The sequence below is a fragment of the Achromobacter spanius genome, assembly GCF_003994415.1.
GTDB classification, from domain to species: domain Bacteria; phylum Pseudomonadota; class Gammaproteobacteria; order Burkholderiales; family Burkholderiaceae_B; genus Achromobacter; species Achromobacter spanius_C.
The window spans coordinates 2,051,773-2,077,597 of the sequence record NZ_CP034689.1 but is presented as its reverse complement, the minus strand read 5'-3'; the positions used below and the strand labels follow the sequence as shown (position 1 = coordinate 2,077,597).

The following is a 25,825-nucleotide window of genomic DNA, read 5'->3' as shown; positions in this document are numbered from 1 at the left end:
TAGCGTCCTGGATCAGTCGTCGCGGAACTGCATTTTGTACAACGAGGCATACAGGCCATTGGCCGCCAGCAGCTCGGAGTGGGGGCCTTGTTCGACGATCTTGCCAGCGTCCAGCACGATGATGCGGTCAGCGTTCTGGACCGTGGACAGGCGGTGGGCGATGACCAGCGTGGTGCGGCCCTTCATCAGGCGTTCCAGCGAGGCCTGCACCTGGCGCTCGGACTCGTTGTCCAGGGCGGAGGTAGCTTCGTCCAAAATCAGGATGGGCGCGTTCTTGATCAGCGCGCGCGCGATCGCCAACCGTTGGCGTTGCCCCCCTGACAGGCGGGCGGCATTCTCGCCCACCGGGGTGTTGATGCCTTGCGGCAAGCCTTCCACGAATTCCAGCAGGTTGGCCGCCGCCAGGGCGTCGCGCACCTTTTGTTCACTGGACTTGCCCAACGCGCCGTAGCCCACGTTGGCCGCGATGGTGTCGTCAAACAGCACGACGTCCTGGCTGACCAGGGACAAATGCGAACGCAGGCTGCGCAGCGTGAGGTCGTTGACTGGCGTGTCGTCCACCAGAATGGTTCCGCTATCGGCCAGCACAAAGCGTGGCAGCATATTGACCAGCGTGGTCTTGCCGCTGCCTGATCGGCCCACAAGGGCGACCGTCTGGCCCGGCTCTACCGTGAAGGAAATGTCGTTGACGGTATCGCGGTCCGCGTCGGGAAAGCGATGTTTGACGTTGCGGAACTCCACCTTGCCGCGCACGGGTTCGGCCAGTTCCTTGGTGCCGGTATCGATTTCAGGCGTCTGGTCGATCAGCGCGAAGACGCTTTCGGCGGACACCAGCATTTTCTGCATGCGGGCGGCCACGTTGGTCAGGCGCTTGATAGGGTCGAAAATCTGCGCCAGCGCGGCCATGAACGAGGCGAAGCTGCCCACGGTCAGCGAGCCGTTATTGGCTTGGCTGAGGGCGACGGCAATAACCGCGCCCACCGAAATCGAGATGCAGACCTGGGTCAACGGCGTCAGGGCCGCGTCCGCCGTGGCGGTACGCATGGCGAACCGGCGCAGGCGGCGGCTGACGAAATCGAAGCGACCGCGTTCGACTTCATAGCCGTCGAACAGCTTGATGACGCGCTGGCCGTCGATGCCTTCGCCGACCACGCGGGTCAGCTCGGCGTTCATGTTGACGGTGTCGCGGTTGATGCGGCGCAGGCGCTTGATGAAAAAGCGGGAAATCAGCACCGACACCGGCAGCATGATCAGGATGATCAGCGTCAGCACCCACGACATGTAGAGCAACACGCAGATCAGGGCGATGACGACCAGGGTTTCGCGCACCAGCACCGTGATGACGTCGGTGGCGTAGCCCGTGACGTTGCCGGCGTCGATGGTGAAGCGGTTGAGCAGGCGGCCGGTGTCGCCGCGCTTGAAGTCCTCGTCGGGCAAGCCCAGCAGGCGCTCGAACATGTCGCGGCGCATGCCCAGCAGCACATTGTTGGCCACCCAGGCCAGCAGGTAGTCGCTGAAGAAGTTGCAGATGCCGCGCAGCAGGATCAGGCCGACCACCGCCAACGGCAAGGCCCAGACATAATAGGGTTTGGCCCCCGAAAAGCCACCGTCCAGCAAGGGCTTCATAATGACGGCCAGGACGGGTTGCGTTGCCGCCGCGCCCGCCATCAGCAGGACGGCCAGCAACAAGCCCTTCCAATAGGCGCCCACCCGGCTGTAGATCCGGTTCCAGAGTTCGGACTTGACGGGAGTGGAATCCGCGGGTGTGTTGCGTGCGGCAGAATTCAAAGGGAGCACTCGCTTTTATACAATTGTGCCCAGGATTGTACCGGCTACGCGCCGCCGCGCTGAGTCGCCCTACCCCTAATAAGACTAATTTGCCTCACCCCCCACCCATGTCCGATATCCGCTGTATATACGTCCGGTTACCCAATTGGGTGGGCGATGTTTGCATGAGTCTGCCCAGCCTGCGGGCGTTGGAAGCCAGCGGCCTGCCCCTGGTGATCTGCGCAAGGCCCTGGGCCCGCGACCTGCTGGACGGCGTACCCAAGCACGATTTCATTCCCATGCGCGGCAAGGTCGGCCCCGACCGGGCCGCCGTCAGCGCCCACCGCCGCGGCCTGGGCGCGCTGGGCCGCCGCGCCCGGGGCTTGTTGCTGCCGGACTCGCTGTCCAGCGCGCTGGTTTTCCGGCTGGCGGGCCTGCCCTGCGCCGGTTATCGGGACGACGGCCGCAGCTTCCTGCTGCGCTGGCCCGTGGCCAAACCCGAAGAGACCTTGCACGCCGTGCAGTCCTGGCACCATCTGACCCGCCAGGCCCTGACCCGCTGGGGCCTGCCCAGCGGCCCGGCTCAACCCGGCCCCACGCTCGACCTGCCGTTGACGGCGGCGCACCAGGACGCCGCCGACCAGGCGCTGCGGGCGGCAGGGCTCAGCGCCCAGCGTTTTGTGCTGATCGCCCCCACCGCCACCGGGCTGCACAAGGGCAAGATCAAGGTCTGGCCAGGATTCGATACACTGACTCGCGCCTTGCAGGCCCGTGGCCATACCGTGGTAATGTGCCCCCCTCCGGCCGAAACCGACGAGGCGCGGCGCAATGCACCCACGGCGCAATTGCTGCCCCCCTTGCCGCTGGGCGCGTTTGCCGCACTGACGGCGCGGGCGGCACTGGTGGTGTGCAACGATTCCGGGGTATCCCACGTTGCCGCGGCGGCGTCCGCCCGCGAACTGGCCTTGTTTGGCGTGACCCGGCCGGGCCGGACCGGCCCGTGGTCGCCTCGCGCGGTATGCGTAGGATCCGAGCACGCATGGCCGACCGTCGATGAAGTTGAACAGCAGGCGTTGACCCTGCTGGACGGGACGAAGTAATCAGGACTGTTTTCACATGACCTTTTCCAGCTATCTCGCAAATCTGATCATTCCTTTCAACTTGTGCGTGACTTTGGTCGTTGTCGGCCTGGTACTGGGCCTGTTCAGGTTACGCAAGACGGGCGGCGCCCTCATTGCCGCTGGCCTGCTGTGGGCCTTGGCGTGGTCGCTGCCGGTGACGTCTCTGTGGTTGGGCGGTGCGCTGGAAACCCGCTATCCGCATCTGCCCCCGGCGGACTCGCCCACGGCCGACGCCATCGTGGTGCTGGGCGGCAATACCGCCAACGGGCGCGCCAACTGGTTCCTGCCTTATGACAAAGAGACCGCGGTGGTCCGCATAGACACCGCGGCCCAACTCTATTTGGCTGGACGCGCGCCCAAGGTAGTGCTGTCGGGCGGTGCGTTGGAAGGCGATGTGTCGGAGGCCCGTGGCATGGCGCACGCCATCCGTCAGCAGGGGGTGCCCGAAAGCGCGTTGATACTGGAAAACTCCAGCCGCACCACCTATGAAAACGCAGCCTTGACCGAGGACAAGCTCAAGGCACGCGGCATCGGCAAAGTGCTGCTGGTGACGTCCGCGCTGCACATGCCGCGCGCCATGGCCGCCTTTTCCAAGCAGGGGGTGGAAGCGATCGCCGCGCCGGCTCCGCCGCAGATCGTGGTGCCGGCAGACGAATCGTTACCGCTTTGGTTGCCTGACCAGCGTACGTTTGACGCCAGCCGCTCCATCATCAAGGAATACGCTGGCCTGTTCGTGTACTGGCTGCGCGGATGGGTATGAGCCTGACCGCCGTGGCGCTGGATTGCCGGGCGGGTTGCGGCGCCTGCTGCATCGCCCCGTCCATCACCCAGCCTATTCCGGGCATGCCGCAAGGCAAGCCCGCCGGCGTGCCCTGTATTCAACTGCTGCCCGACATGCGCTGCGCCATCTTCGGCCAGCCTTCCCGCCCGGCGTTCTGCGGCGGGCTGCAACCCCAGCCAGAGATGTGCGGCCCAAACCGGGAACATGCAATCCGGTGGCTGGACGAATTAGAGCGCGCGACGGCGCCGGCGCATTGAGGCTGACGCGGCTGGTGGCGCCCTTACCCGCTCAACCACTTCCCCACTCACCCGCTTACCCACTCACCCACTTACCCGCCCTGCCGCGCTTGAAGCACCTTTTCATATAGCGCTTCATACCGGGAAGCCACCGTTTCCCAGCTTTGGTCGCGGGCGATCTCCAGCCCGCGCCGGATCAGCGTGGCCCGCAACTCCGGTTCGGATCCCAGTCGCTCGAGCGCCTGCGCCAGTTGGGCGCCATCGCGCGGGTCTTGCAGGATAAGCGCGTCTTTGCCCGCCGACAGGTATTGCGCAAAGCCGCAGTAGGCGGGCGAACTGACCACCACCGGCAGGCCATGCGACATCGCTTCCAGCGGCGCCATGCCGTAGCTGTCATTCAGCGTGGGATGCGCGTAAATATCCGCCGCGCTGAAATACTGGGCAACATCAGGCGTCGGGTCGACCAGCGTGACGCGGTGCGCCACGCCATCCGCCGTACGGACCCGGTCGCGCGTGGGTTCATCGGCCCCCACAACCAGCAACTTGTAATGGGCGGGCAGTTGCGCCAGGGCGTCCAGCAACGCCGGCAACCCTTTGCGCAACGGGTTGCGAGCCACCAGCAGGCAGCCGATCGTGTCGGCGTTCCAGCCCAGGCGCGCACGGATCGCATTGCGCCTTGTGGCCACCTCGGCTGAAGGCAGCTTGACCCCTGGCGCGATGATATCCACCTGCAACTGCGGGCCATAGCTGCGATGCAACTGCTCCATGATCAAGCCCGACACGGCCACGACGCGTCGGGCGGGCGCACGCCGCACTCGCAATTTTTCCAACAGCAGATAGGTTGCCAGGCGCGGACTCAGCCACGCATTGATACGCTGTAGCAGGTTGACCCGCGCGACGCGGTTGTAGCGCACCGGCGTTACGTGCATGACCTGGATTTCACCCGCCCAGCCGTTCATGTGCGAATGCACGATGTCGAAGCGACCGCGTGTCAGCCGATCGGCGCGCCAGGCGAAATACAGCACGCGCATCCAGCTCGGCAGCCAGGTGGGAAAGCGCACGGGCAGGAAGCGAAACGGCAGGTCGCTGTCGAAGTCCCGCGCAACCACCGACACGTCGTGCCGCTGGCCCAGCACCCGCATCAGCTCCACCCCGTAGGCCTCCGCGCCGCCGAAGCGGTTACCGAAACGGTCCACCAGCAACGCGATGCGGAGCCGCTGCTCAACGGCGCCGGCGGGTGTCTTCATACCGGGTCAGGCACTTCTGCAGGAATCGGATGATATTGGTGGAACGCGCCACCGTCACCCGAGGCAGGCCGAAAGGATCGTCGGACGCAGCTGCCAGGCCGCGCTGCGTCAGCGTGGCGTTGTCATAGCCAGCTTCGCGCGCCATGGCGCGATGCTCGGGGCCGTGATCGCCGTAGGGATAACAAAAAGCAGTCACCGGTGCGCCCAGCGCCTGTTCCAGTTCGTTCTTGGATTCCACGATCTGGCGGCGCGCTTCGTCGAGGGGCATCTCCGGCAAATGGACGTGGTCCAGCGTATGCGAGCCGACTTCGTTGCCAGCCTGCGCCCATTCGCGCATTTCGCCCACCGTCATCAAGGCGGAAAACGGAATGCCTTTCTGCAAGTCCCAGACGTTGCCGCCGTCGAACTGGCGCGCCACGAAGTAATTGGTGGCGGTGAATCCCAGTTCGCTCAGCACGGGCATCGCATTGTGATGCACGTTGCGATAGCCGTCGTCGAAAGTCAGGCCGAACACCTTGCCTTGCCGTTCGCCGCGCACATACGGCATGACGTCGCGCATCGACAGGCCCCGATACCCCAGCCGACGCATCCAGCGCATCTGTCGGGCAAAGCTGTCGGGATGTACGGTCAACCCACGAAACGGCGTGCCCTTGGGGTTGGGTTCGCCGATTTGGTGGTACATGAGAATTGGAATAGACATAAGGCGGGATTATAGAGTCCGGCGTCCATCCAGCGTACGCTGATAGACATCCAGTGTGGCGGCGGCGAAACGCTCCAGATTGAAGTCGCGCAGGCTGGTTTCACGCGCACGCGCGCCCATCTCGCGAACCGCGTCGGGATGGTCCAGCATGAAACGCAGCTTGTCCGTCATGGCGGCCACGTCGCGCACCGGCACGATCCAGCCGTCCACGCCATCCGTCACATTTTCGGGCAGGCCGCCAGCGTTGGTGACCAAGGCCGGCAAGCCCAGCGCCATGATCTCGCGGCAGGCGAACGACAGGGCTTCACGGTACGACAGCACGAAGCCCGCGTGACAGGACGCAAGCGAGGCACGCACATCATCGAGCAGCCCCGGAAAGCGAACCTGATCGATCATGCCCAGTTCGCGCACGCGCGCCAGCTTGGCTTCGGATGGCGGGTCGCCCGCCACCATCAGCAGCACGCGGGTCTTGTCGGCGGGCGGCAGAGCCGCCACCGCCGCAACCAGATCCAGCCAGCCCTTGTCGAAGTCGGTGCCGCCCGCGCTGCCCAGCAGCAGCTTGCCTTGCCAATCCGCGCCGAAGATCAGCGCGCGCAGCTTGTCCAGGCTTTCCGGCGGCGGCGGCGCAAAAAAGACGGTGTCGATGCCATGGCGGATGGTGGTGATGGGGCGCTTGCGGTACGGCGAACGCTGCATCAGGCCATGGATGTAATCGCTGACCGCGATGCCGTGGTCGGTCGCCAACGCCACCCGAAGCTTGTGGCCAAAGCTGGAAAGCGGGTGATCGTTGTGCTTGGTGAATACGATGCACGGGCGCCGCGCCATGCCCAGCGTGGCCAGCATCACCTGCTTGTGGTCGGCCGAGCCGTTGGCGTGGATGATGTCGAAACCGCCGGTCTTGATCAGGCGGTTTAATTGGGCGCGGTCCTTGAACCAGGATGACGGGCGCGTGGTGTAGCGCATGTCTACCACCGTCACGCCCGGGATCGTGCGCGCATAGCGGTACAGCCGGCTGGTGGCAGGCGCGGCAACGGTGATGTCGTGGTTGGGCGACAAGGCGCGGGCCAGGTTGATGATGTAGGTAACGTGACCCCCGCCATTGCCACCGTGGAAGTTCGTATAGAGGATCTTCACTTCTGCTTCTCGGCCAGGAACATCAGCTTGGAATAGCGGAAAAAGCTGCCCGCGGCCGCGGTCACGGCCAACACCAGCCCATGCCTGCCATCGAGAAACCCGCGCCGGATCAGATAGATGCGCACAAAGGTCCAGAACCCATGGCCCAGCGCGCCAAACACCGACGTGCGACGTCCCTTGGCATACATCATGGCCGCCGCGTCCGAGGAATAGCGGTTGACCTTGTTGATCAGCGCGTCCAGGTTGTCGTAGGGATAGTGATTGAAATAGCCCTGCAATTTCAGCGGCTGGCCTTGGGCGGGCACGACGCGCTCATGCACGGCGGCGTCCGTAAAACGCGCCGTGCCGCGCTTGAACAGGCGCAGCACGTAGTCGGGCCACCAGCCGCTGTGGCGAATATCCTTGCCGCAGAAGTTCGACAGGCGGGCGATCTCGTACGCATCGGCGCGCGGGTTGGCCAAGACGTCCTGGATTTCGCGCGCCAGTTCGGGCGTGACGCGCTCGTCGGCGTCGATGGACAACACCCAGTCGCCCGTGGCCAGGTCCAACGCACGATTTTTTTGCGGGCCGAAACCGGGCCAGTCGGCCGTGACCTCGACGCGCGCGCCCAAGGCCTGCGCCAATTCCACGGTGCCGTCGGTACTGCCGGAATCGACCACGATGAACTCATCGGCGAAGGACACGGACTTCAGGCAGGCGGCAATGTTCGCCGCTTCGTTCTTGGTGATGATGATGACCGATAACTTCATGCGCGATTCCTAAGACGCTTTTTCCAGGCTTTCCAGGCGTGGTAGCGGGGCCCCCAAAAGGGGTCGCGCGACAACCAGATGCGCCGGTTGAGCCAGCTTCCGCCCTGATTGCGCACGGCGAAACGATAAATGTGTTCGGGGTCCGCGCCGGGCGTGTTCTGGCCAAAGGGGTCGGTCGTGTACAGGTGAGCAAAACCGGCCTGGCGCGCGGCCGCCACGTAGTCAGCGTCGAAGTAGCCCTGCGGCCAGCAAAGATGGTCGCTGACCGACCCCAGGCGCTGCACAAGGACCTGGCGGGAATCGTGCAGTTCCTGTGCGATGCGGGCGCGCTTGGCGTCCACATCGTTGTCGCAGACCTTATCCCAGCGGGTGTGGGTGTGCGTGTGCGAGTGGAATTCAAAGGTGCCCGCGGCCTGCATGGCTTCGATCTCGCTCCAGCGCAGCATGGCTTCGTCGCTGCGGCCCGACGCCACCAACTCCTTGCAGGCGTTGTGGTCGGGCGTGGCCGGCAGCACGCCGCCCTGACCCGCGTGCGGCCGCACCGGGCCATTGCCGATCCAGCCCGTAATGATGAACAGCACGGCGCGCATGCCATGGCGCGCCAGGACCGGATGCGCGTGTACCCAGTTGTTCAGGTAGCCATCGTCGAAGGTGATCAACACGGAACGCGCGGGCACGGGCTGGCCGGCCAGGTAGCCGGCGAACTCGGCGGCCGTCAGCGATTGGTAGCCCGCGCGCGCCAGCCGCGCAATCTGTGCCTCGAAGACATCGGGAGTCGCCGCGATCATGCCGCCCGCGGGGGTGACATGGTGGTACATCAGCACGGGAACGTTGGGCGCGTTCATGCGGCGCGTTCCGCCAACCACTTCAGATAGATGGCTTCGGTGGTTTCGGCAAGCCGCGCTGGCGAAAACACGGCCTCTTCCCAGACCATCTTGCGGCCGGCCTCACCCATGCGGCGACGCAGTGCCGGGTCGTCGATCAGGCGTTGCAGCGCATCGCTCAGCGCCTGGGGATCCTTGGGCGGCACCAGGATGCCCGTGTCGCCATCGCGGAACATTTCGGATACCCCGCCCACGTCGGTGCCCACCACCGGCAAACCGCTGGCCTGAGCTTCGACATACACCGTGCCGGATGCCTCTTGCTGCGTGGCCAGCGCAAACACGTCAAACCCGGCCAGCAGATTGGGCACATCGCGGCGCATGCCCAACAGGTGGATGCGATGCTGCAGGCCCAACTGGGCCACGTATTCCTGCGTTTGCTCGAAAACCGGCGAGCCGCCGCCCACAAACACCAGATGCACTTTGGGACGGCTTGCCATCAGCGGCACCATCGCGTCGATCAGGTCCTTGTGGCCCTTGGTGGCGCGCATGACGGCCACACAGCCCACGACGACATCATCATCGGCCAGGCCAAGTTCGTCACGCAGCGTCGACCGCTCGACCGGCGCCGGCAAGACGATAGGCGAGTAGACCGTGGCCACTTTGTCGGCGGGCACGCCCCGCTGGATCAGGTGCTTGCGCACGTGGTCGCTGACGGCGGTGACGCGGTGCGGCAGCCAGGTGTAGGACCACATCGAACCGACCTTGTTCGACAAATGCCGGGTACGCACGATCAGCGGCGTGCCGGCCAGCCGGCCGCTCATGCCCGCGATGACCGTGTCACGCCGACTGTGCGTGTTGAGCACGTCAAAGCGCCCGTCCCGCAAAATTCGGCGGACGGCGGCCACGCCCTTGAAATAATTCACCGGCCCGTCCATGTCGACCTTGTGCACCGTGAAGCCGGCATCCGCCAGGCGTTCGAACAACATGGCACGCGATTGGCAGATGGCTTCAACATGGTGGCCGCGCGCACGCATGGCCGCCATTTCCTTGAAGATCCGCCCCTCTTGGCCGCCAAAACTGGTGGCCGCTTCGGAATGGACGATGCGCAGGCTTCTCATCAATAGGTCACCTCAACCCCATCGGGTTTGGTCCAGGCATTCAGGTTCTCAAGCAGCGTGTCGGCCATGCGTACGCGCCACTCTTCGCCCAAGCGCACTGTGCAATTGAAATTGTTCTTGGTGTAGACGATATCCACCGGCACACCCGGGATGCCGTTCTCGGGTTCGGCCCGGAACGGGTTCAGCATCTGGCGCAAGCGGGCGGCATCGGCCGAGCCATTGAGCTTGACGCGCAGCGACTTGGCGCGCGCTTCTCGGGCCAGTTGCAGGTCGTACAGTTGCTCGGCCACGATACGCATGCCGCCGGAGTAGTCGTCGTTGCTGACCTTGCCCTGCACGATGACCAGTTGATCTTCGCGCAAGCGGTTGCGGTGCTTTTCGTAGAGCTCGTTGAACACCGAGATCTCGACCTGCGCGGTGCCGTCATCCAGCACGGCAAACACCATCTTGCCGCGGCGGGTCATCATGACGCGCACGCTGGCCAGCACACCGCACATCCACTGAAGATCGCGCTGCGGTTCCACGCGCGCCAGTTGCATGGGCACGATGCGGCGCACTTCGTCGCGCCAGGCGTCAAACAAGTGGCCGCTGTAGTAGTAGCCCAGTGCGGACTTTTCTTCGGTCAGCTTCTTGTGCAGGTCCCACGGCGCCACCTTGGCCAGTTCGCCCGCAACCACGTCACCGCTGTCGTCGCCAAACAATGACGCCTGATTGGCGCTGCGAGCCGCCTGTTCCGCCGCTTCCATCGCGGTGGGCACCGACGCCAGCATCGCGGCGCGGTTGGGTTCGATGGTGTCGAACGCGCCGGCCTTGATCAGCGCTTCGATGGTGCGGCGGTTGACCGCCTGCTTGCCCACGCGGCGGCAGAAATCGAACAGATTCAGGAACGGGCCGCCTTCCTTGCGGGCACGCAGAATGTCTTCGACCGCCCCCTGCCCCGTGCCCTTGACGGCGCCCAGGCCATAGCGCATGGTGCGCGGCGGCTTGCCTTTTTCGGTGTACTTGTCCTTGACGGGTTCGAAGCGGTAGCCCGAAAAATTGACATCAGGCGGCAGCACTTCGACGCCGTTGTCCTGGGCGTCGCGGCAGAAAATCTGCACCTTGTCCGTGTCGTCCATGTCGGACGACATGGTGGCGGCCAGGAATTCGGTGGGGTGATAGGCCTTGAGCCAGGCGGTCTGGTACGAAATCAGCGCGTAGGCGGCCGAGTGCGACTTGTTGAAGCCGTAGCCCGCGAACTTTTCCATCAGGTCGAACAGCTTGACCGCCAGGTCCGGGTCGTGGCCCTTTTCCTTGGCGCCCTGTTCGAACAATTCACGGTGCTTGGCCATTTCCTCGGGCTTTTTCTTGCCCATGGCGCGGCGCAGCAGGTCAGCGCCGCCCAGCGAATAGCCCCCGATGATCTGCGAGATCAGCATCACCTGTTCTTGGTAGACGATGACCCCGTAGGTGCTTTTCAGCGTGCTTTCCAGGTCGTTGTGGAAATAGTCCACCGCGGCGCGGCCGTGCTTACGGTTGACGAAGTCGTCCACCATGCCTGATTCCAGCGGCCCCGGACGATACAGGGCCAGCATGGCGATGATGTCTTCGAACGTGTTCGGCCGCAGCTTCTTCAGCAGCTCTTTCATGCCGCGCGATTCCAGCTGGAACACGGCGGTGGTGTTGGCGTCGCACAAGATCTTGTAGGCGGCCGGGTCGTCCAGCTCAAGCGCCATGACGTCGAAGTCGCGCTTGTCCTCGTTGAACTGGCGCACGTAGCGCACGGCCCAGTCCAGGATGGTCAGGTTGCGCAGGCCCAGGAAGTCGAACTTGACCAGGCCCGCGGCTTCGACGTCATCTTTGTCGAACTGCGACACCGCGCTGTTTTCCTGACCCGGCTGGCAATACAGCGGGCAGAAGTCGGTGAGCTTGCCGGGCGCGATCAGCACGCCGCCCGCGTGCATGCCGATGTTGCGGGTCAGGCCTTCCAGCGGCTTGGCCAGGTCGACCAGCGCGCGCACTTCCTCTTCCTGTTCGTAGCGGTCCTTGAAGGCGGGTTCGTCCTTCAGGGTGCGTTCCAGCGTCCAGGGGTCCATCGGGTTGAACGGGATCAGCTTGGACAGGCCGTCGCAGAACATATAAGGCATGTCCAGCACGCGGCCGGCGTCGCGCACCACGGCCTTGGCGCCCAGCGTGCCGAAGGTGGCGATCTGGCTCACGGCGGCGCGGCCGTACTTTTCCTTGACGTAGTCGATGACCCGTTCGCGGTTGTCCTGGCAGAAGTCGATATCGAAGTCGGGCATGGAGACCCGTTCCGGGTTCAGGAACCGCTCGAACAGCAAGTCATAGCGGATGGGGTCCAGGTCGGTGATGCCCAGCGCGTAGGCCACCAGCGACCCCGCGCCCGAGCCCCGGCCCGGGCCCACGGGCACGCCGTTGTTCTTGCCCCAGTTGATGAAGTCCTGAACGATCAGGAAGTAGCCCGGGAAGCCCATCTGGATGATGGTCTTGCATTCCCAGCGCAGGCGCTCGTAGTACTGCTCGCGCTTGGATTCGCGTTCGGCCTCGTCCGGGAACAGGAACGCCATGCGCTTTTCCAGGCCCTCTTCCGACAACTGGACCAGGTAGTCGTCCAGCGTTACGCCGTCGGGCGTGGGGAAGTTGGGCAGGCGCGGCTTGCCCAGCACCAGGCTCAGGTTGCAGCGCTTGGCGATTTCAACCGTGTTGGCCAGCGCCGAGGGCACGTCGGCGAAGCGGCGCGCCATTTCCTCGGAACTGAGCAGGTACTGCTCTTTCGTGAAGCGGCGCACGCGGCGCGGGTTGGCCAGGATTTCGCCTTCGGCGATGCAGACACGGGCCTCGTGCGCCTGGAATTCGTATTCGTCCAGAAACTGCACGGGGTGCGTGGCCACCACCGGCAAGCCGGCTTCGCCCGCCAGCCGCATGGCGGCCTGCGTATAAGCTTCGTCGCCATCCATGCCGGCGCGCTGCAATTCAATGTAGTAGCTGCCCGGAAACAGATGCGCCCATTGGCGCGCCAAGGCCAGCGCCGACACCGCGTTGCCAGCGTCCAAAGCCTGGCCCACGTCGCCCATGCGACCGCCCGACAGCGCAATCAGGCCTTGCTGGCCTTGCAGCCATTCGCGGCGGATTTCAGCGCGGCCCTTGCCCTGGTTCGTCAGGAAGGCCTTGGACAGCAGTTCGCACAGGTTCAGGTAGCCTTGATGGTTGCGCACCAGCAACAGCAGCCGGAACGGCTTGGCCGGGTCGTCATCATTGCTCAACCAGACGTCACAGCCAGCAATCGGCTTGACCCCTGCGTTGCGCGCGCCTTTATAGAATTTGATCAGACCGAAAAGGTTGGACAGGTCGGTCAGCGCCACGGCGGGCTGGCCCAGCTTGGCCACGCGCTTGATCAGGTCGGGAATGCGCACAATACCGTCCACCACCGAGAACTCGGAGTGGACACGCAGATGCACAAAGGGGGGCGGGTTTGTTACGGCTTCGGACATAGCGGGAATTGTACCCAGGGATCACGGTCCAAGCCCCTGCATCCAAGATTTCCGAAGCGGGGCATTGCGCCCGTTGTGTAACAATACAAGGTCGATCTGACCCATCTGTCGCAGGACCACGTTTACGTATGAAATGGTTAATACCCGGGATATGGCTGGCCGCCATCCTGTTTGCGCACTTCCGAGGCCGAGTCAAACTGCCGCTAGGCCGGCAACTGCTGGACCACTCGGTATTGCTGGCCCCCATCAACGCCTTCATGGTGTTGGCCTCGCGGGTGCCCTCCACGCCCTACCTGACGACCAGCGAAATCGCCGAACTCAAGGTGCTGGACGACAACTGGGAGACGATCCGCGAAGAAGCGGTGCAAATGGCGGAAATGCAGCGGATCAGAGCCGCCGACGCTCACAACGACATTGGTTTCAATTCTTTCTTCAAGTACGGCTGGAAGCGGTTCTACCTGAAGTGGTATGACGCCCGCCACCCCTCCGCCGAAGAACTCTGCCCCAAGACGGTCGCCATTCTGAAGACGCTGCCCAAGGTCAAGGCCGCGATGTTTGCCGAACTGCCTCCGGGCGGCCAGTTGAATCCGCACCGGGACCCGTTTGCCGGATCACTGCGCTACCACCTTGGTCTGGTGACGCCCAACGATGACCGCTGCCACATCATCGTCGATGGCGAATCCTATAGCTGGCGCGATGGCGAAAGCGTGGTGTTCGACGAAACCTACGTGCACGAAGCCTATAACCACTCGGAGCAGAACCGCATCATCCTGTTCTGCGACGTTGAACGTCCGCTGAAATGGCGCTGGGCCGAAGCGTTCAACCGCTGGTTTGGGCGCGTGGTGATGTCGGCGGCCAGCTCGCCCAACGACGGCGGCGACCAAACCGGCGCCATCAACCGGCTGACGCACGCGCACTGGGTCATCGACCAGAAGCGCAAGGCCTTCAAGACCTGGAACCGCACGGTCTACAAGGCGACCAAGTTCGCCCTGATTGCGCTGGTAATCGTGGGCTTTCTCGCCCTGTAGACCGGTCTCATCACGGCTCGGACGGCGCGCACCGTCCAAGCCGTGAAACCTGCATCAGCGCTTGATCGATTCCCAGCTTTTCATCAGCCGCTTCACCGAAACCGGCATCGGCGTGCGCAGTTCTTGCGCAAACAGCGCCACCCTCAGTTCTTCAAGCAGCCACCGGAATTCATCCAGGCGCGGGTCCGGTGCGCCCTTCAATGCCGATCTGGCGCGCTGGTACTGCGTCAGCAGCGGCGCCATCTCGGCCACCAGCTTGGCATCGCGCGCCGGGTCGGCGCGCAGTTTGTCGATGCGGGCAATGGCCGCCTTCAGATAGCGCGGGTAATGGGACAACTGCGCATAAGGCGTGTCGCGGATGAACCACTTGGGCATCAGGGCGCTTAGCTGCTGTTGCAGGTCGGCATAGGCCGAGGCATGCGGCTTGGCTTGCGGCAGCTTGCGTTGCACCGCCGCGTACTCGGTCAGCACCGCGCCGGCCAGCCGCGCCACTTCCTGCGCCAACAGCCCCAGCCGCCCCTTGCCTTCCGCGCGGCGGGCATCGAACTGCTGCTCGTTCACCGGCCATGGTTCGGCCAGACACGCCTGCCCCAGCGCGCAGTCGATGATCTGGTCGCGCAGTTCTTCCTGCGTGCCCAGCGTCATGTACAGCATGCTGATCTTGGTCAGGTCCGTCAGGTTCTTTTCCAGGAACTTGACCTGCTCGCGCAACCCCAGGCGAAACAGCTTCAACAGGCCGGCCCGATGATGCTTGCGCGCTTCGTCCGGGTCGTCGAACACGTCCAGGTCGCAATGCGCGCCACGGTCCACCAAGGCCGGATAGCCGATGACCGACTGGCCGCGCCGCTTGATCTCCATGATCTCGGGCAAGGGGCCGAACGACCACGTCGTCAGGTTTTCGTGCGCCAGCGCCTGAGCCACCTGCGTATCGCTGGCGGCCAGTTGCTGGAAGGTGGCCTGCGCCTGCTTGCCGAATTCGGCCCGCAACTGCGCCAGGTTGCGCCCGGCCGCCAACATGCGACCGTGCTCGTCCACCACGCGAAAGTTCATGAACAAGTGCGCGGGCAGGGTTTCAAGCTTGAAGTCGCCCACGGCGGGGCGCACCTGCACCTGGTCCCACATATCGGCGATGATCGCGTCAACCAGGCCTTGTTGCGGATCGGCCTGCCGTTCAAACCAGCGCTCATAGAAACCGGCCGCGTAGTCAGGCAGCGGCACGCAATGGCGGCGCAGCTTTTGCGGCAGCGACTTCAGCAGCAGGTGGACCTTTTCCTTCAGCATGCCGGGCACCAGCCACTCGCAGCGGTCCGGGTCGATCTGGTTCAGCGCAAACAGCGGCACCGACAGGGTCACGCCGTCGCGCGGGGAACCGGGCTCGAAGTGGTAGTCCAGCGCCATCGTCACGCCCTGCCATTCCACCTTTTTGGGGAAGACATCAGTGGTGACGCCAGCGGCTTCGTGCCGCATCAGCTCGTCGCGCGTCAGCATCAGCTTGGCGGCCGCGGCCTTGTCCAGACCGGACACCCACTTTTCCAGCGAGGTCGTCTGCGAGATATCGGCCGGAAGCTGGCGGTCGTAGAAGGCGAAGATCAGCTCGTCGTCCACCAGGATGTCGGGGCGGCGCGTCTGGTGTTCCAGCTTTTCAATGCCGGCGATCAGCTTGCGGTTGTGCGCCACAAACGGCAGGCGCGTGTCGATCTCGCCCGGCACCAGCGCCTGGCGGATGAAGAGTTCGCGCGCCTGCGTCGGGTTGACGCGGCCGTAATGGATGCGTCGACCCGTGTAGATGGTCAGCCCATATAGCGTGGCGCGCTCGTTGGCCACGACCTGCCCGGCCTTCTTTTCCCAACGCGGGTCCGACCAGTTCTTGCGGATCAGGTGCGCGCCCACCTTTTCCAGCCACACGGGATCAATGCGCGCCACGCAGCGGGCATACAGGCGCGTGGTGTCGACCAGTTCGGCCGCCATGATCCAGCGCCCGGCTTTCTTGACCAGGCGCGAGCCCGGATGGATATGGAAACGGATTTCGCGCGCGCCCTGGTAGTGGCCGCCTTCATCGCTTTTGAAACCGATATTGCCCAACAAGCCCGACAGCAGCGCCAGGTGCAGTTGCTCGTAGGTGGCTTCCGCCTGGTTGACGCGCCAGCCCTGCTCGCCCACCAGTGCCGCCAGTTGCGTGTGCACGTCGTGCCATTCGCGCAGCCGGATGGGCGACAGGAAATTCTGCCGCAACAGGTTCACCAGCTTGCGTTGCGACGCCTTGTGCTGCACCTGTTCGCCATACCAGCGCCACAGTTTCAGGAAGGAAATGAATTCCGATTTATCGTCGGCAAACTTGGCGTGCGCGGCTTCGGCGGCTTCGCGCTCTTGCATGGGGCGGTCGCGCGCGTCCTGCACCGACAGGGCCGACGCAATGATCAGCATCTCGGCCAGGCATTGATGTTCGCGCGCGGCCAGGATCATGCGGCCGATGCGCGGGTCCACCGGCAGCTTGGCCAGTTCGTGACCCGTTTCGGTCAGCACGAACGATGCGCCGGTGCGCGAAGCTTCGGCCTCGTCCTCGGAGGCGGACGCGAGTTCAATCGCGCCCAGCTCTTGCAGCAAGTGATAACCGTCGGCCACCGCGCGGCCCGGCGGGGCCTCGACGAAGGGGAACTGCTCGATGTCGTCCAGCTTCAGCGACTTCATCCGCAGGATGACGGACGCCAGCGACGAACGCAGCACTTCGGGGTCGGTGAACGCCGCGCGGTTATTGAAATCCAGTTCGTCGTAGAGCCGGATGCACACGCCCGGGCCCACGCGGCCGCAACGGCCCGCGCGCTGATTGGCCGACGCACGGCTGATCGGCTCGATGCGCAGTTGCTCGACCTTGTTGCGCCATGAATAGCGCTTGATGCGCGCCAACCCGCTATCGACCACGAAGCGGATGCCGGGCACCGTCAACGACGTTTCGGCCACGTTCGTGGCCAGCACGATGCGCCGCGCATTGGTGCGCGGGTGGAAGATCTGTTCCTGCTCGGCCTGCGACAAGCGCGCGTACAGCGGCAGCACTTCGGTGCCAGCTGGATGGCGTTTGCGCAGCGCTTCGGCGGACTCGCGGATTTCGCGTTCACCGGGCAGGAACACCAGCACGTCGCCCGGGCCATGGCGGGCGCATTCGTCCACGGCGTCGACGATGGCGTCGATCAGGTCGCGCTCTTCGTCGCCCGACATGCGTTCGCGGTCGCGTCCCGGCTTGGCGGCGGGCGCGGCGGCGTCCTCGGCCAGTTCTTCGCGCACGGGGCGGTAGCGCACTTCCACGGGATACAGGCGGCCAGACACCTCGATGACGGGCGCGGGCTTGTCTTCCGATGCCGCGAAGTGCTTGGCGAAGCGGTCCGCGTCGATGGTGGCCGACGTGATGATCAGTTTCAGGTCCGGGCGGCGCGGCAGCAGTTGCTTCAGGTAGCCCAGCAGGAAATCAATATTCAGGCTGCGCTCGTGCGCCTCGTCGATGATGATGGTGTCGTAGCGGCGCAGGAGCGGGTCGCGCTGCGACTCGGCCAGCAGAATGCCGTCGGTCATCAGCTTGATGGACGCGTTGGGGCCGGTGCGGTCGTTAAAGCGCACCTGATAACCCACCACTTCGCCCATCGGCGTGTTCAGTTCTTCGGCGATGCGCTTGGCCACCGACGTGGCGGCCAGGCGGCGCGGCTGGGTGTGGCCGATCATCTTCTGGCGGCCACGGCCCAGTTCCAGGCAGATCTTGGGCAACTGCGTGGTCTTGCCCGAGCCCGTTTCGCCGCTGACGATCACCACCTGATGGCCGGCGATGGCGCGCGCGATCTCCTGCCGCCGCGCACTGACGGGCAGGTCTTCGGGATAAGCCACGACGGGGATCGGGCGCTCGGGGCGGTCGGCACGCGGCGGGCGCGCAGGGCGCTCGGGGCGATCAGCATCGCCCCGCTCCGGGCGGCCAGGGCGTTCAGCGGACGCCGGCCGCGCGGGCCGGTGGGGCGCGCGGGTGGCCTCGGCCGAGGCGGCCGACGCGTCGTTGGCCCCCGGGGAAGCCGCTTTGGGCGCCCGCGGGCGGGATGATTCAGGCATGTACGATAGTCCGGTTAGCCGGGCATTATAAATTTCTATGGCTTCCCTGCCTGAAGGTCCCCGCATACCCCTTGAAATCAGGCACGAAATTGGCGCTGATTTCCCGCCTGCACACCGGCCCGTCGGCCATATAATTTCGCCACGCCGTCATGCGACGGCGCTATGACGCGGCAAGATGCCGCGTTTTTACCGACTCTCAGGAATCCTTCCGCCCATCATGCCCGACCTGGAACCAGACACCGTCTCCGCCCTTGAAGCCCCGGAATTCGCAGCCGCGCAGTTCGTCCGATGGTTTCGCGACGTAGCGCCCTATGTGCATGCGTTCCGAGGCAAGACCTTCGTGGTGGCGTTCGGCGGCGAACTGGTGCAGGCCGGCGCGCTGAACACCCTGGTGCAGGACTTGTCGCTGCTGTCGTCGTTGGGCATCCGGCTGGTGCTGGTGCACGGCTCGCGTCCGCAGGTCAATGAGCAACTGCGCTTGAAGGGCTACACCCAGCAGTTCGACCGCGGCCTGGCGCCCACCGACGCCGCCGCGCTGGAATGCGCCAAGGAAGCCGCGGGCGAAATCCGCCTGGACATCGAAGCGGCGTTTAGCCAGGGCTTGCCCAATACGCCGATGTCGCACGCGCACATCCGCGTCATTTCCGGCAACTTCGTCACGGCCCGCCCCACGGGCGTGCTGGAAGGCGTGGACTACAAGCACACCGGCCAGGTGCGCAAGATCGACGTCGAGGCGCTGAAATTCGCCATCGAGAAAGGGTCGTCGGTGGTGCTGCTGTCGCCGCTGGGCTTCTCGCCCACCGGCGACGCCTTCAATCTGGCCATGGAAGACCTGGCCACCAGCGTGGCCGTTGCGCTGCGCGCCGAAAAGCTGATTTTCCTGTCCAGCTCGCAAGGCGTGCTGAACGACGACGGCACGCTGGACACCGAACTGGCCCGCATCGATGCCGACGCGCTGCTGGCGGGCGGTGAACTGGATGAGGAAACCCACGCCTTCCTGCAATACGCCTCGCTGGCGGTCAAGCGCGGCGTGGCCCGCGCCCACCTGCTGCCGTTCGCGCTGGATGGCAGCGTGCTGCTGGAAATTTTCACCCACGATGGCGTGGGCACCATGGTGGTGGAAGACACGCTGGACGACCTGCGCGCCGCCACGATCGATGACGTGGGCGCCATCCTGAGCCTGATTGAACCGCTCGAGGCTGACGGCACGCTGGTGCCGCGCCCGCGCAGCGTGATCGAACGCGATGTTGAAAACTTCACGGTGCTGGAGCACGACGGCGTGATCTACGGCTGCGCCGCGCTGCACACCTTCGCCGACGAACAGATGGCCGAAATGGCCTGCCTGATCGTCCACCCCGAATGGCAGGGTTCCGGCGAAGGCGAAATCCTGCTGCGCCACATGGAATCACGTGCCCGCGCCACCGGCGCCAAGCGACTGTTCGTGCTGACCACGCGCACGTCGCACTGGTTCATCAAGCGCGGCTTCGTACAAGGCGGCGTTACCGACCTGCCGCGCGAAAAGCAGAACAACTACAACCGGTCGCGCAACAGCCTGGTGTTCATCAAGAAGCTGTAAGGCGGGCCAACGTCGGGGCCTGGCCGCAGCATCGGCTGACCGCAGCACCGGCTGACCGCAGCGACGGCTGACCGCAGCATCGGCTGACCGCAGCACCTGAAGGGGCTTGGCGCCTGCCCTGCGCCAAGCCCGCTAAAATACGGCGTTATTCCTATTTTCGGCAGCGAACCATGTCCCGTATCGTCAACTGTGTGAAATTGAAGCGTGAAGCCGAAGGGCTGGACTTCCCCCCTTACCCCGGCGAGCTTGGCACCAAGATCTGGCAGAGCATTTCCAAGGAAGCCTGGGAAGAATGGAAAGCCATCCAGACGCGTCTGGTCAATGAAAACCGCTTGAACCTGGCCGATGCCCGGGCGCGCAAGTATCTGAAGGAACAGATGGAACGTTTCCTGTTCGAAGACGGCACCGTCGAAGCACACGGCTACGTTCCGCCTTCGGCCTGACCCGGCCACGCCGTCATTCAGGCGGCGCCCCACCACGAAGCCCCTCCTCGCGCGAGGGGCTTCGTATTTGCGGCGTCGGCGCGCCAGGGGCGGCGCGCCGTGCACTGCCCTTAAGATCGAAGTTTGCAGGCCGTATTAATGCTGTCATGAAAGAAGAATCGCGCTTGTCTCTCCCCGCCGATCCGCCGCCGTCCATCCAGCGCGCCATGGCGATCCCGCCTGACCGCCAGACGGGCACGATCCACGACGTGCGGCACGTTGTCATCCTGATGCAGGAAAACCGGTCATTCGACCACTACTTCGGCACGATGCCCGGCGTGCGCGGTTTTGCCGATCCGCATCTTGTGCCCACCCTGGCCGGCAACGTACTGACGCAAACGGACGGCGCCGAACAATGCCGTCCCTATGCGCTGCAAGCCGAACTGGCCAGCGACACACCGGCTGGCATCATCACCCCGCACACCTGGGTGGATGCGCAACTCGCCTGGAACGACGGGCGCATGGACCGGTGGCTGCCCGCCAAGGGTCGCCTGGGGCTGGGCGCCTACACCTGTGCCGACGTGCCCTTCCAGGCCGCCCTGGCCAACGCGTTCACCGTGTGCGACGCCTATCACTGTGCCTTGCACGCCGGCACCAATCCAAACCGCCTGTTCCTGTGGTCCGGCACCAACGACCCCACCGGCGTGGCGGGCGGGCCGGCGCTGGTGAATCACTACGACAGGCTCGGCCCGGCCAACGAGGGCTACGCCTGGACCACCTATCCCGAACGCCTGCAGCACGCCGGCGTGGACTGGCGCATCTACCAGGACATGGCCGACAACTTTCACGACAACCCGCTGGCCGGCTTTCGTCAGTACCGGGCGGCGCACGCCAGCACCGCCGAATCCGCCCCCTTGCGCGACCGTGGGCTATCCACCCATACGCTGGACGATCTGGCACGCGACGTTGCCACGGGCCAGCTACCGGCGGTGTCATGGATCATTGCCCCCACTGCCGACTCGGAACACCCCGAAGTCTCGTCACCGCGCCAAGGCGGCGCCTACACCGAGCGCGTGCTGGATATTCTGACCAGCAACCCCGAATCCTGGAGCCGCTGCGTCTTTCTTGTGACCTATGACGAGAACGACTGCTTCTTTGACCACGCGCCTCCGCCCGCCCCGCCCGCGCGCCACGCCGATGGCCATTCGGGCGGGCTGTCGACCGTTGAGCTGGATGGCGAATACCACGACGCCCGGCTCGGCCCCAGCGCCGCGCATGAAGACCCCGCCCATTTGCACGGCCGCGCCTTCGGGCTGGGGCCGCGCGTGCCGATGTTGGTGGTATCGCCCTGGAGTCGGGGGGGCTGGGTCAATTCGCAGGTGTTCGACCACACCTCGGTGATCCGTTTCCTCGAGGCCCGCTTCGGCGTGGCCGAACCGAACATCAGCGCATGGCGGCGCGCGGTGGCGGGCGACCTGACGTCTGCTTTCGATTTCAGCGGCGATCGCGGCCCGCATCATCCCGACAGCAACCGCCACGCCTGCGCGCTGCCCTACGCGCTGGAGGCCGTGGGCCGCATGTCGGCCGACGGCGAACACTACCGGCTGACGCTGCGCAACCCGGGCAGCGCCGCCGCCGTGCTGCACGTGTATGACCGCCACGACCTGGCGCGCGCGCCCCGGCGCTACACCATCGGCCCCGGCGCGCGGCTGGACGATGGCTGGCGTCTGAGCCAGGGTGGCGCCTATGACCTGTGGCTGCTCGGCCCGGACGGCTTTCATCGTCACTTCCGTGGCGATACGCTGGACGGCGGCACGCTGGAGGCGCAACTGGTGCCCGTCACGTCGGGGTTGCGCGTGCGGCTCATCAACCACAGCGACACGCCGCAACCGGTGAAGCTGGAATCCCACATGGGCGACAACTGGCGCGCCATGGCGCATGTGCCCGCCGGCGGCGCGATGGAGCTCAAGTACACGGGTTGCGAAGGCTGGTACGACCTGAACGTCAGTGCGCCCGGCCTGCCGGCCTTCGGCCGCCGGCTTGCCGGGCGCATCGACGCTGGCAAACCCGGCGTGCCGGATCCACGGCTATGCCAAGGCGCGGTGCTGCCGCTGTAGCGCCGCCCTAAGCAAAAGCCCCGACGCGGCAAGCGTGTCGGGGCTTTTTGTTGGCCAACAAACCCGGCAAGATCAGGCTTCGTCTTCCGACTCTTCCTCGCCGCGCGCCAGGCGCTCGGTGTTCTTCACGCCGGTGTGGCGCACGTCGGCGCCCTTGACCATGTAAATGACACGTTCGGACATGTTCTTGGCATGATCGCCAATACGTTCCAACGCGCGCGCGATGAAGATCATGTCGATGGCGCGCGAGATGGTGCGCGGGTCTTCGATCATGTAGGTGATCAGGTGGCGCAGCGCGCCCTTCCATTCCTTGTCCACTTCCTTGTCGCTGCGCACCACGGCGGCAGCCTGGATGGGGTCAAGGCGGGCGAAGGCGTCCAGCGACTGATGCAGCATGGTGCGCACATTGGCGGCCATGTGGCGCAGTTCGATCACCGGGATGTGGCGCATTTCGGCTTCATGGATGCGGCGAGCCACGGTGGCGATTTTTTCGGCCTCGTCGCCGGAACGCTCCATGTCGGTCAGCATCTTCGACACGGCCATCAGCATGCGCAAATCAATGGCGGTGGGCTGGTGGCGAGCCAGGATGCGGCTGATGCTCTCGTCGATTTCGACTTCGTGGCGGTTGACTTCCTTTTCCCGCTCGCGGACTTTCTCCACCAGCGACAGGTCGCCCGTGGCCAGCGCGTCGATCGCTTCCTGGATCATGGCTTCCACCAAGCCGCCCATTTGCAAGAATTGCGAACGGACGCTTTCCAGGTCGGCGTCGAACTGCTTGTTTGTATGCTCCGTCATCCGGGCTCCCTGCGTGGTTGGTCTCATTGCATTGCCCCGAAAGAAGAGAATTACAAGATGGGCCTGCACAACCGGCAAGGTTATGACCCAAGTGTGACAGGATTATGAATCGACGCCCCGCCGCGAGCAAGGCGGGGCGTTGGAGCAACAAACGAGCAACATGCGGACAGCACTCAGGCGGCGCCCGGGCCACACTCTGGCCACCCCGGGCTGCGCGACGCATCGCGCGGGCTTATGCCGCGCGGTCCAGCCGACGGATGCCGTTTTGCGTGGCCAGCAGCGCCACATCGGCGCCGGCCAGCGCGAACAGGCCGCAGGTGACGACGCCGGGCAGGTTGTTGACCTGCGCTTCGAACGCGTGCGCGTCCGAGATCGCCAGGCCCGACACATCCAGGATGATGTTGCCGTTGTCGGTCACGAAGCCCTCGCGCAGACGCGGTTGGCCGCCCAGCGCCGCCAAGGCGCGCGCCACGGATTCGCGCGCCATGGGAATCACTTCCAGCGGCAGCGGGAACTTGCCCAGCGTTTGGACCAGCTTGGATTCATCGGCAATGCAGATAAAGCGTTCGGCCACCGAGGCCACGATTTTTTCGCGCGTCAGCGCGCCGCCGCCGCCCTTGATCATGGACAGGTTCGCGTCGATCTCGTCGGCGCCGTCCACGTAGATCGGCATGGTCGACACATCGTTCAGGTCCAGCACCTTCAGGCCGTGGCCGGCCAAGCGGGCCGCGCTGCGCTCCGAACTGGCGACGGTGCCGCCGATGCGACCCTTGAAACGCGCCAGGCCATCGATGAACAAATCGGCCGTGGAGCCCGTGCCCACCCCGATGATGACGTCCGGGCCGGCGACCTGTTCAACGAATTCCAGGGCGGCGTCGGCGGCTTGTTGCTTGAGTTCTTGCTGGGAGAGCATGGCGGGAAGAATGCGGAAAGGTTGGTCAAGCCGGGAAATTTAGCATGCGGCGGCAGACGGCCAGGCACGCGCCAGGATCGCCCCGGACTCCGCGCCTGCCGCAAGCTCGCCAAAAACGCCGCCATCGGCGTGCAGGCGGCTGGCCACAAAGGCTTGCGCCACAGCGGCAGGCGCATGCTGGATCAGCAAGGCGGCCTGCCACAGCCGCGCCAGGCCGCAGGCGATGCGACGTGCCTGGAATTCGGCTTGGGGGCGATCGGCCAGCAAGGCGCGCCAAGCCGCCAGCGCCGTGTCGAATTCCCGATACTGCCCCGCCGCTTGCGCGAATTCCTGTTCCAGCGCGGGCAAGGCGTCGGGTTCGCGTTGCAAGGCGCGCAGCACGTCCAGCGCCATCACGTTGCCCGACCCTTCCCATATGGAATTGACCGGTGTTTCTCGGTAGAGGCGCGGCATCGGCCCTTCTTCCACATAGCCGTTACCGCCCCAGACCTCCATGCACTCCGCGACGGCATGGATGGCGCGCTTGCAGATCCAGAGCTTGGCGGCGGGCGTGCCCACGCGCACCAGCGCACGGGCCTGGGCGTCTGCACGGGTCGCAGCACACGCATCGACCGCGCGCGCCAGCCGCAGCGCCAGCACCATCGCCGCTTCGCTTTCCAACGCCAGGTCTGCCAGCACGTTGCGCATCAGCGGCTGCGCGATCAATGGCTTGCCGAAGGCGTGGCGATGCTGCGCGTGATGCAGGGACTGCACCAGCGCCTGACGCAGCAGCGCGGCGCTGCCCAGCACGCAGTCCAGCCGCGTGGTGGCCGCCATTTCCAGCAGCACGGCCAGCCCGCGCCCCGGTTCGCCCACCATCACGCCCCAGGCGTCCTCGAATTCGACTTCGGCGCTGGCGTTGCTGCGGTTGCCCAGCTTGTCTTTCAAGCGGCGCACGCGAATGGCGTTGCGCGGGCCGTCGGGAATCCAGCGCGGCACGAACAAGCAGCTAAGGCCCTCGTCCGTGTGCGCCAACACCAGATGCGCGTCCGCCTGCGGCACCGAGAAGAACCATTTATGTCCCACCAACTGATAGGCGTTGCCGCGGCCCGCCGCGCCCAAGGGCACCGCGCGGGTATTGACGGCGCGCAGGTCGGAGCCGCCCTGCTTTTCGGTCAGCCCCATGCCTACCAGCGCGCTGCGCTTGGCGGCCAGGGGCGCGTCGGCGCCATCGAATTCGCGCGAATACAGGGCGGGCAACCATTGTCCGGCGAAGTCCACGGCGCCGGACGGTTCGCGCTGCAACAGCGGCACGGCGGCAAACGTCATCGTGGTGGGGCACAGCGTGCCGGCCTCGACCTGCCCCTGCATCAAATAGGAGGCGGCGCGCGCCACTTGTGCGCCAGGCACCGCTTGCGCCCACGCGCGGCTGTGCAGCCCGCGCGCCATGATGCCGGTCATCAGCAAATTCCAGGCCGGGTGGAATTCCACGTGGTCGATGCGGTGCCCCGAGGGGTCATAGCTCATCAACCGGGGCGGACAGCGGTTGGCTTCGGCGCCGGCGGCGAGCGTTTGCGCGCGGCCCAGCCAGGCGCCGTGCGCGGCCAGGTCGCCTTCCCAGGCCTGCGCGCCCTCGCGCTGCACCGCCTCGCGCAAGGCGGGGTCGGTGTCGTACAGCGAATAGTCTTCCAGCGGAGGCACCTGGTTTTGCACGGTGTGCGTGACAAACGACGACATGGCT

19 protein-coding genes are annotated in these 25,825 nt (G+C 65.2%); 7 read left to right on the top strand and 12 right to left on the bottom strand.

What is annotated here, in order from left to right:
* Window positions 1-12: 12 nt before the first annotated feature.
* Window positions 13-1,788: a lipid A export permease/ATP-binding protein MsbA gene (gene msbA / locus ELS24_RS09505; RefSeq protein WP_050450133.1), complete on the bottom strand. Its 1,776-nt coding sequence runs from the start codon at window positions 1,786-1,788 to the stop codon at window positions 13-15.
* Between the two features lie 107 nt (window positions 1,789-1,895).
* Here msbA and ELS24_RS09500 point away from each other — a divergent pair, with 107 nt between their 5' ends.
* Genes ELS24_RS09500 through ELS24_RS09490 form a run of 3 tightly spaced genes read left to right on the top strand, consistent with a single transcriptional unit; the run spans window position 1,896 to window position 3,926 of the window.
* Window positions 1,896-2,867 carry a glycosyltransferase family 9 protein gene (locus ELS24_RS09500; RefSeq protein ID WP_127183946.1) on the top strand — a complete coding sequence of 324 codons (972 nt, stop codon included), beginning with the start codon at window positions 1,896-1,898 and terminating at the stop codon, window positions 2,865-2,867.
* 16 nt (window positions 2,868-2,883) lie between these two features.
* Entirely contained in the window at window positions 2,884-3,648 is a 765-nt protein-coding gene (locus ELS24_RS09495; RefSeq protein WP_050450131.1) for a YdcF family protein, read from the top strand.
* Window positions 3,645-3,926 (top strand): YkgJ family cysteine cluster protein, encoded by a 282-nt coding sequence (locus ELS24_RS09490; RefSeq protein WP_370641177.1) that lies wholly within the window; start codon window positions 3,645-3,647, stop codon window positions 3,924-3,926. The genes ELS24_RS09495 and ELS24_RS09490 overlap by 4 nt, the downstream gene beginning before the upstream one ends.
* A gap of 71 nt (window positions 3,927-3,997) precedes the next feature.
* Here ELS24_RS09490 and ELS24_RS09485 read toward each other — a convergent pair whose 3' ends face one another.
* From ELS24_RS09485 to dnaE, 7 genes are read right to left on the bottom strand one after another with little or no spacing between them, the layout of a single operon-like run.
* Window positions 3,998-5,152 (bottom strand): glycosyltransferase family 4 protein, encoded by a 1,155-nt coding sequence (locus tag ELS24_RS09485; protein WP_050450129.1) that lies wholly within the window; start codon window positions 5,150-5,152, stop codon window positions 3,998-4,000.
* Window positions 5,127-5,852: a polysaccharide deacetylase family protein gene (locus tag ELS24_RS09480; RefSeq protein WP_127183944.1), complete on the bottom strand. Its 726-nt coding sequence runs from the start codon at window positions 5,850-5,852 to the stop codon at window positions 5,127-5,129. The genes ELS24_RS09485 and ELS24_RS09480 overlap by 26 nt, the downstream gene beginning before the upstream one ends.
* Window positions 5,853-5,861: 9 nt before the next feature.
* Entirely contained in the window at window positions 5,862-6,986 is a 1,125-nt protein-coding gene (locus ELS24_RS09475; protein WP_127183943.1) for a glycosyltransferase, read from the bottom strand.
* The gene (locus tag ELS24_RS09470; RefSeq protein WP_050450126.1) at window positions 6,983-7,735 is read right to left on the bottom strand and encodes a glycosyltransferase family 2 protein; all 753 of its coding nucleotides are present in this window, start codon (window positions 7,733-7,735) and stop codon (window positions 6,983-6,985) included. Before ELS24_RS09470 ends, ELS24_RS09475 begins: the two co-directional genes overlap by 4 nt.
* Window positions 7,732-8,580 carry a polysaccharide deacetylase family protein gene (locus ELS24_RS09465; RefSeq protein ID WP_050450125.1) on the bottom strand — a complete coding sequence of 283 codons (849 nt, stop codon included), beginning with the start codon at window positions 8,578-8,580 and terminating at the stop codon, window positions 7,732-7,734. The genes ELS24_RS09470 and ELS24_RS09465 overlap by 4 nt, the downstream gene beginning before the upstream one ends.
* On the bottom strand, window positions 8,577-9,677 hold the full coding sequence (locus ELS24_RS09460) for a glycosyltransferase family 4 protein (protein ID WP_127183942.1): 1,101 nt from the start codon (window positions 9,675-9,677) through the stop codon (window positions 8,577-8,579). Before ELS24_RS09460 ends, ELS24_RS09465 begins: the two co-directional genes overlap by 4 nt.
* On the bottom strand, window positions 9,677-13,168 hold the full coding sequence (gene dnaE / locus ELS24_RS09455) for a DNA polymerase III subunit alpha (RefSeq protein WP_050450123.1): 3,492 nt from the start codon (window positions 13,166-13,168) through the stop codon (window positions 9,677-9,679). Before dnaE ends, ELS24_RS09460 begins: the two co-directional genes overlap by 1 nt.
* 128 nt (window positions 13,169-13,296) lie before the next feature.
* Here dnaE and lpxO point away from each other — a divergent pair, with 128 nt between their 5' ends.
* Complete coding sequence (gene lpxO, locus ELS24_RS09450) at window positions 13,297-14,196, top strand: lipid A hydroxylase LpxO (protein ID WP_050450122.1); 900 nt, start codon at window positions 13,297-13,299, stop codon at window positions 14,194-14,196.
* A gap of 54 nt (window positions 14,197-14,250) precedes the next feature.
* On the opposite strand, the gene hrpA is transcribed toward lpxO, so the two are convergent.
* The gene (hrpA, locus tag ELS24_RS09445; protein WP_127183941.1) at window positions 14,251-18,282 is read right to left on the bottom strand and encodes an ATP-dependent RNA helicase HrpA; all 4,032 of its coding nucleotides are present in this window, start codon (window positions 18,280-18,282) and stop codon (window positions 14,251-14,253) included.
* A gap of 217 nt (window positions 18,283-18,499) precedes the next feature.
* Between hrpA and argA the strand changes: the two genes are divergently transcribed.
* From argA to ELS24_RS09430, 3 genes are all read left to right on the top strand, one after another.
* A complete protein-coding gene (gene argA, locus ELS24_RS09440) occupies window positions 18,500-19,858 on the top strand; it encodes an amino-acid N-acetyltransferase (RefSeq protein ID WP_050450411.1) in 1,359 nt (452 codons plus the stop codon).
* A 170-nt stretch (window positions 19,859-20,028) separates the two neighbouring features.
* Complete coding sequence (locus ELS24_RS09435) at window positions 20,029-20,301, top strand: oxidative damage protection protein (RefSeq protein ID WP_006218476.1); 273 nt, start codon at window positions 20,029-20,031, stop codon at window positions 20,299-20,301.
* Window positions 20,302-20,447: 146 nt separating this feature from the next.
* Entirely contained in the window at window positions 20,448-22,397 is a 1,950-nt protein-coding gene (locus tag ELS24_RS09430) for a phosphocholine-specific phospholipase C (RefSeq protein ID WP_127183940.1), read from the top strand.
* 72 nt (window positions 22,398-22,469) lie between these two features.
* On the opposite strand, the gene phoU is transcribed toward ELS24_RS09430, so the two are convergent.
* The 3 genes from phoU to ELS24_RS09415 all read right to left on the bottom strand — a co-directional run bounded on the left by phoU (window position 22,470) and on the right by ELS24_RS09415 (window position 25,821).
* A complete protein-coding gene (gene phoU, locus ELS24_RS09425) occupies window positions 22,470-23,192 on the bottom strand; it encodes a phosphate signaling complex protein PhoU (RefSeq protein WP_050450413.1) in 723 nt (240 codons plus the stop codon).
* A 232-nt stretch (window positions 23,193-23,424) separates the two neighbouring features.
* Complete coding sequence (gene rpiA, locus ELS24_RS09420; protein ID WP_127183939.1) at window positions 23,425-24,105, bottom strand: ribose-5-phosphate isomerase RpiA; 681 nt, start codon at window positions 24,103-24,105, stop codon at window positions 23,425-23,427.
* 39 nt (window positions 24,106-24,144) lie between these two features.
* A complete protein-coding gene (locus tag ELS24_RS09415; protein ID WP_127183938.1) occupies window positions 24,145-25,821 on the bottom strand; it encodes an isovaleryl-CoA dehydrogenase in 1,677 nt (558 codons plus the stop codon).
* Between the last annotated feature and the right edge of the window lie 4 nt (window positions 25,822-25,825).

Bases quoted from the DNA above. Each gene is read 5' to 3' on its own strand.
- ELS24_RS09500 (WP_127183946.1), top strand. From the start codon at position 1,896: ATGTCCGATATCCGCTGTATATACGTCCGGTTACCCAATTGGGTGGGC.
- ELS24_RS09495 (WP_050450131.1), top strand. From the start codon at position 2,884: ATGACCTTTTCCAGCTATCTCGCAAATCTGATCATTCCTTTCAACTTG.
- ELS24_RS09490 (WP_370641177.1), top strand. From the start codon at position 3,645: ATGAGCCTGACCGCCGTGGCGCTGGATTGCCGGGCGGGTTGCGGCGCC.
- ELS24_RS09485 (WP_050450129.1), bottom strand. From the start codon at position 5,152: ATGAAGACACCCGCCGGCGCCGTTGAGCAGCGGCTCCGCATCGCGTTG.
- ELS24_RS09480 (WP_127183944.1), bottom strand. From the start codon at position 5,852: ATGTCTATTCCAATTCTCATGTACCACCAAATCGGCGAACCCAACCCC.
- ELS24_RS09470 (WP_050450126.1), bottom strand. From the start codon at position 7,735: ATGAAGTTATCGGTCATCATCATCACCAAGAACGAAGCGGCGAACATT.
- ELS24_RS09465 (WP_050450125.1), bottom strand. From the start codon at position 8,580: ATGAACGCGCCCAACGTTCCCGTGCTGATGTACCACCATGTCACCCCC.
- ELS24_RS09460 (WP_127183942.1), bottom strand. From the start codon at position 9,677: ATGAGAAGCCTGCGCATCGTCCATTCCGAAGCGGCCACCAGTTTTGGC.
- dnaE (WP_050450123.1), bottom strand. From the start codon at position 13,168: ATGTCCGAAGCCGTAACAAACCCGCCCCCCTTTGTGCATCTGCGTGTC.
- lpxO (WP_050450122.1), top strand. From the start codon at position 13,297: ATGAAATGGTTAATACCCGGGATATGGCTGGCCGCCATCCTGTTTGCG.
- hrpA (WP_127183941.1), bottom strand. From the start codon at position 18,282: ATGCCTGAATCATCCCGCCCGCGGGCGCCCAAAGCGGCTTCCCCGGGG.
- argA (WP_050450411.1), top strand. From the start codon at position 18,500: ATGCCCGACCTGGAACCAGACACCGTCTCCGCCCTTGAAGCCCCGGAA.
- ELS24_RS09435 (WP_006218476.1), top strand. From the start codon at position 20,029: ATGTCCCGTATCGTCAACTGTGTGAAATTGAAGCGTGAAGCCGAAGGG.
- ELS24_RS09430 (WP_127183940.1), top strand. From the start codon at position 20,448: ATGAAAGAAGAATCGCGCTTGTCTCTCCCCGCCGATCCGCCGCCGTCC.
- phoU (WP_050450413.1), bottom strand. From the start codon at position 23,192: ATGACGGAGCATACAAACAAGCAGTTCGACGCCGACCTGGAAAGCGTC.
- rpiA (WP_127183939.1), bottom strand. From the start codon at position 24,105: ATGCTCTCCCAGCAAGAACTCAAGCAACAAGCCGCCGACGCCGCCCTG.
- ELS24_RS09415 (WP_127183938.1), bottom strand. From the start codon at position 25,821: ATGTCGTCGTTTGTCACGCACACCGTGCAAAACCAGGTGCCTCCGCTG.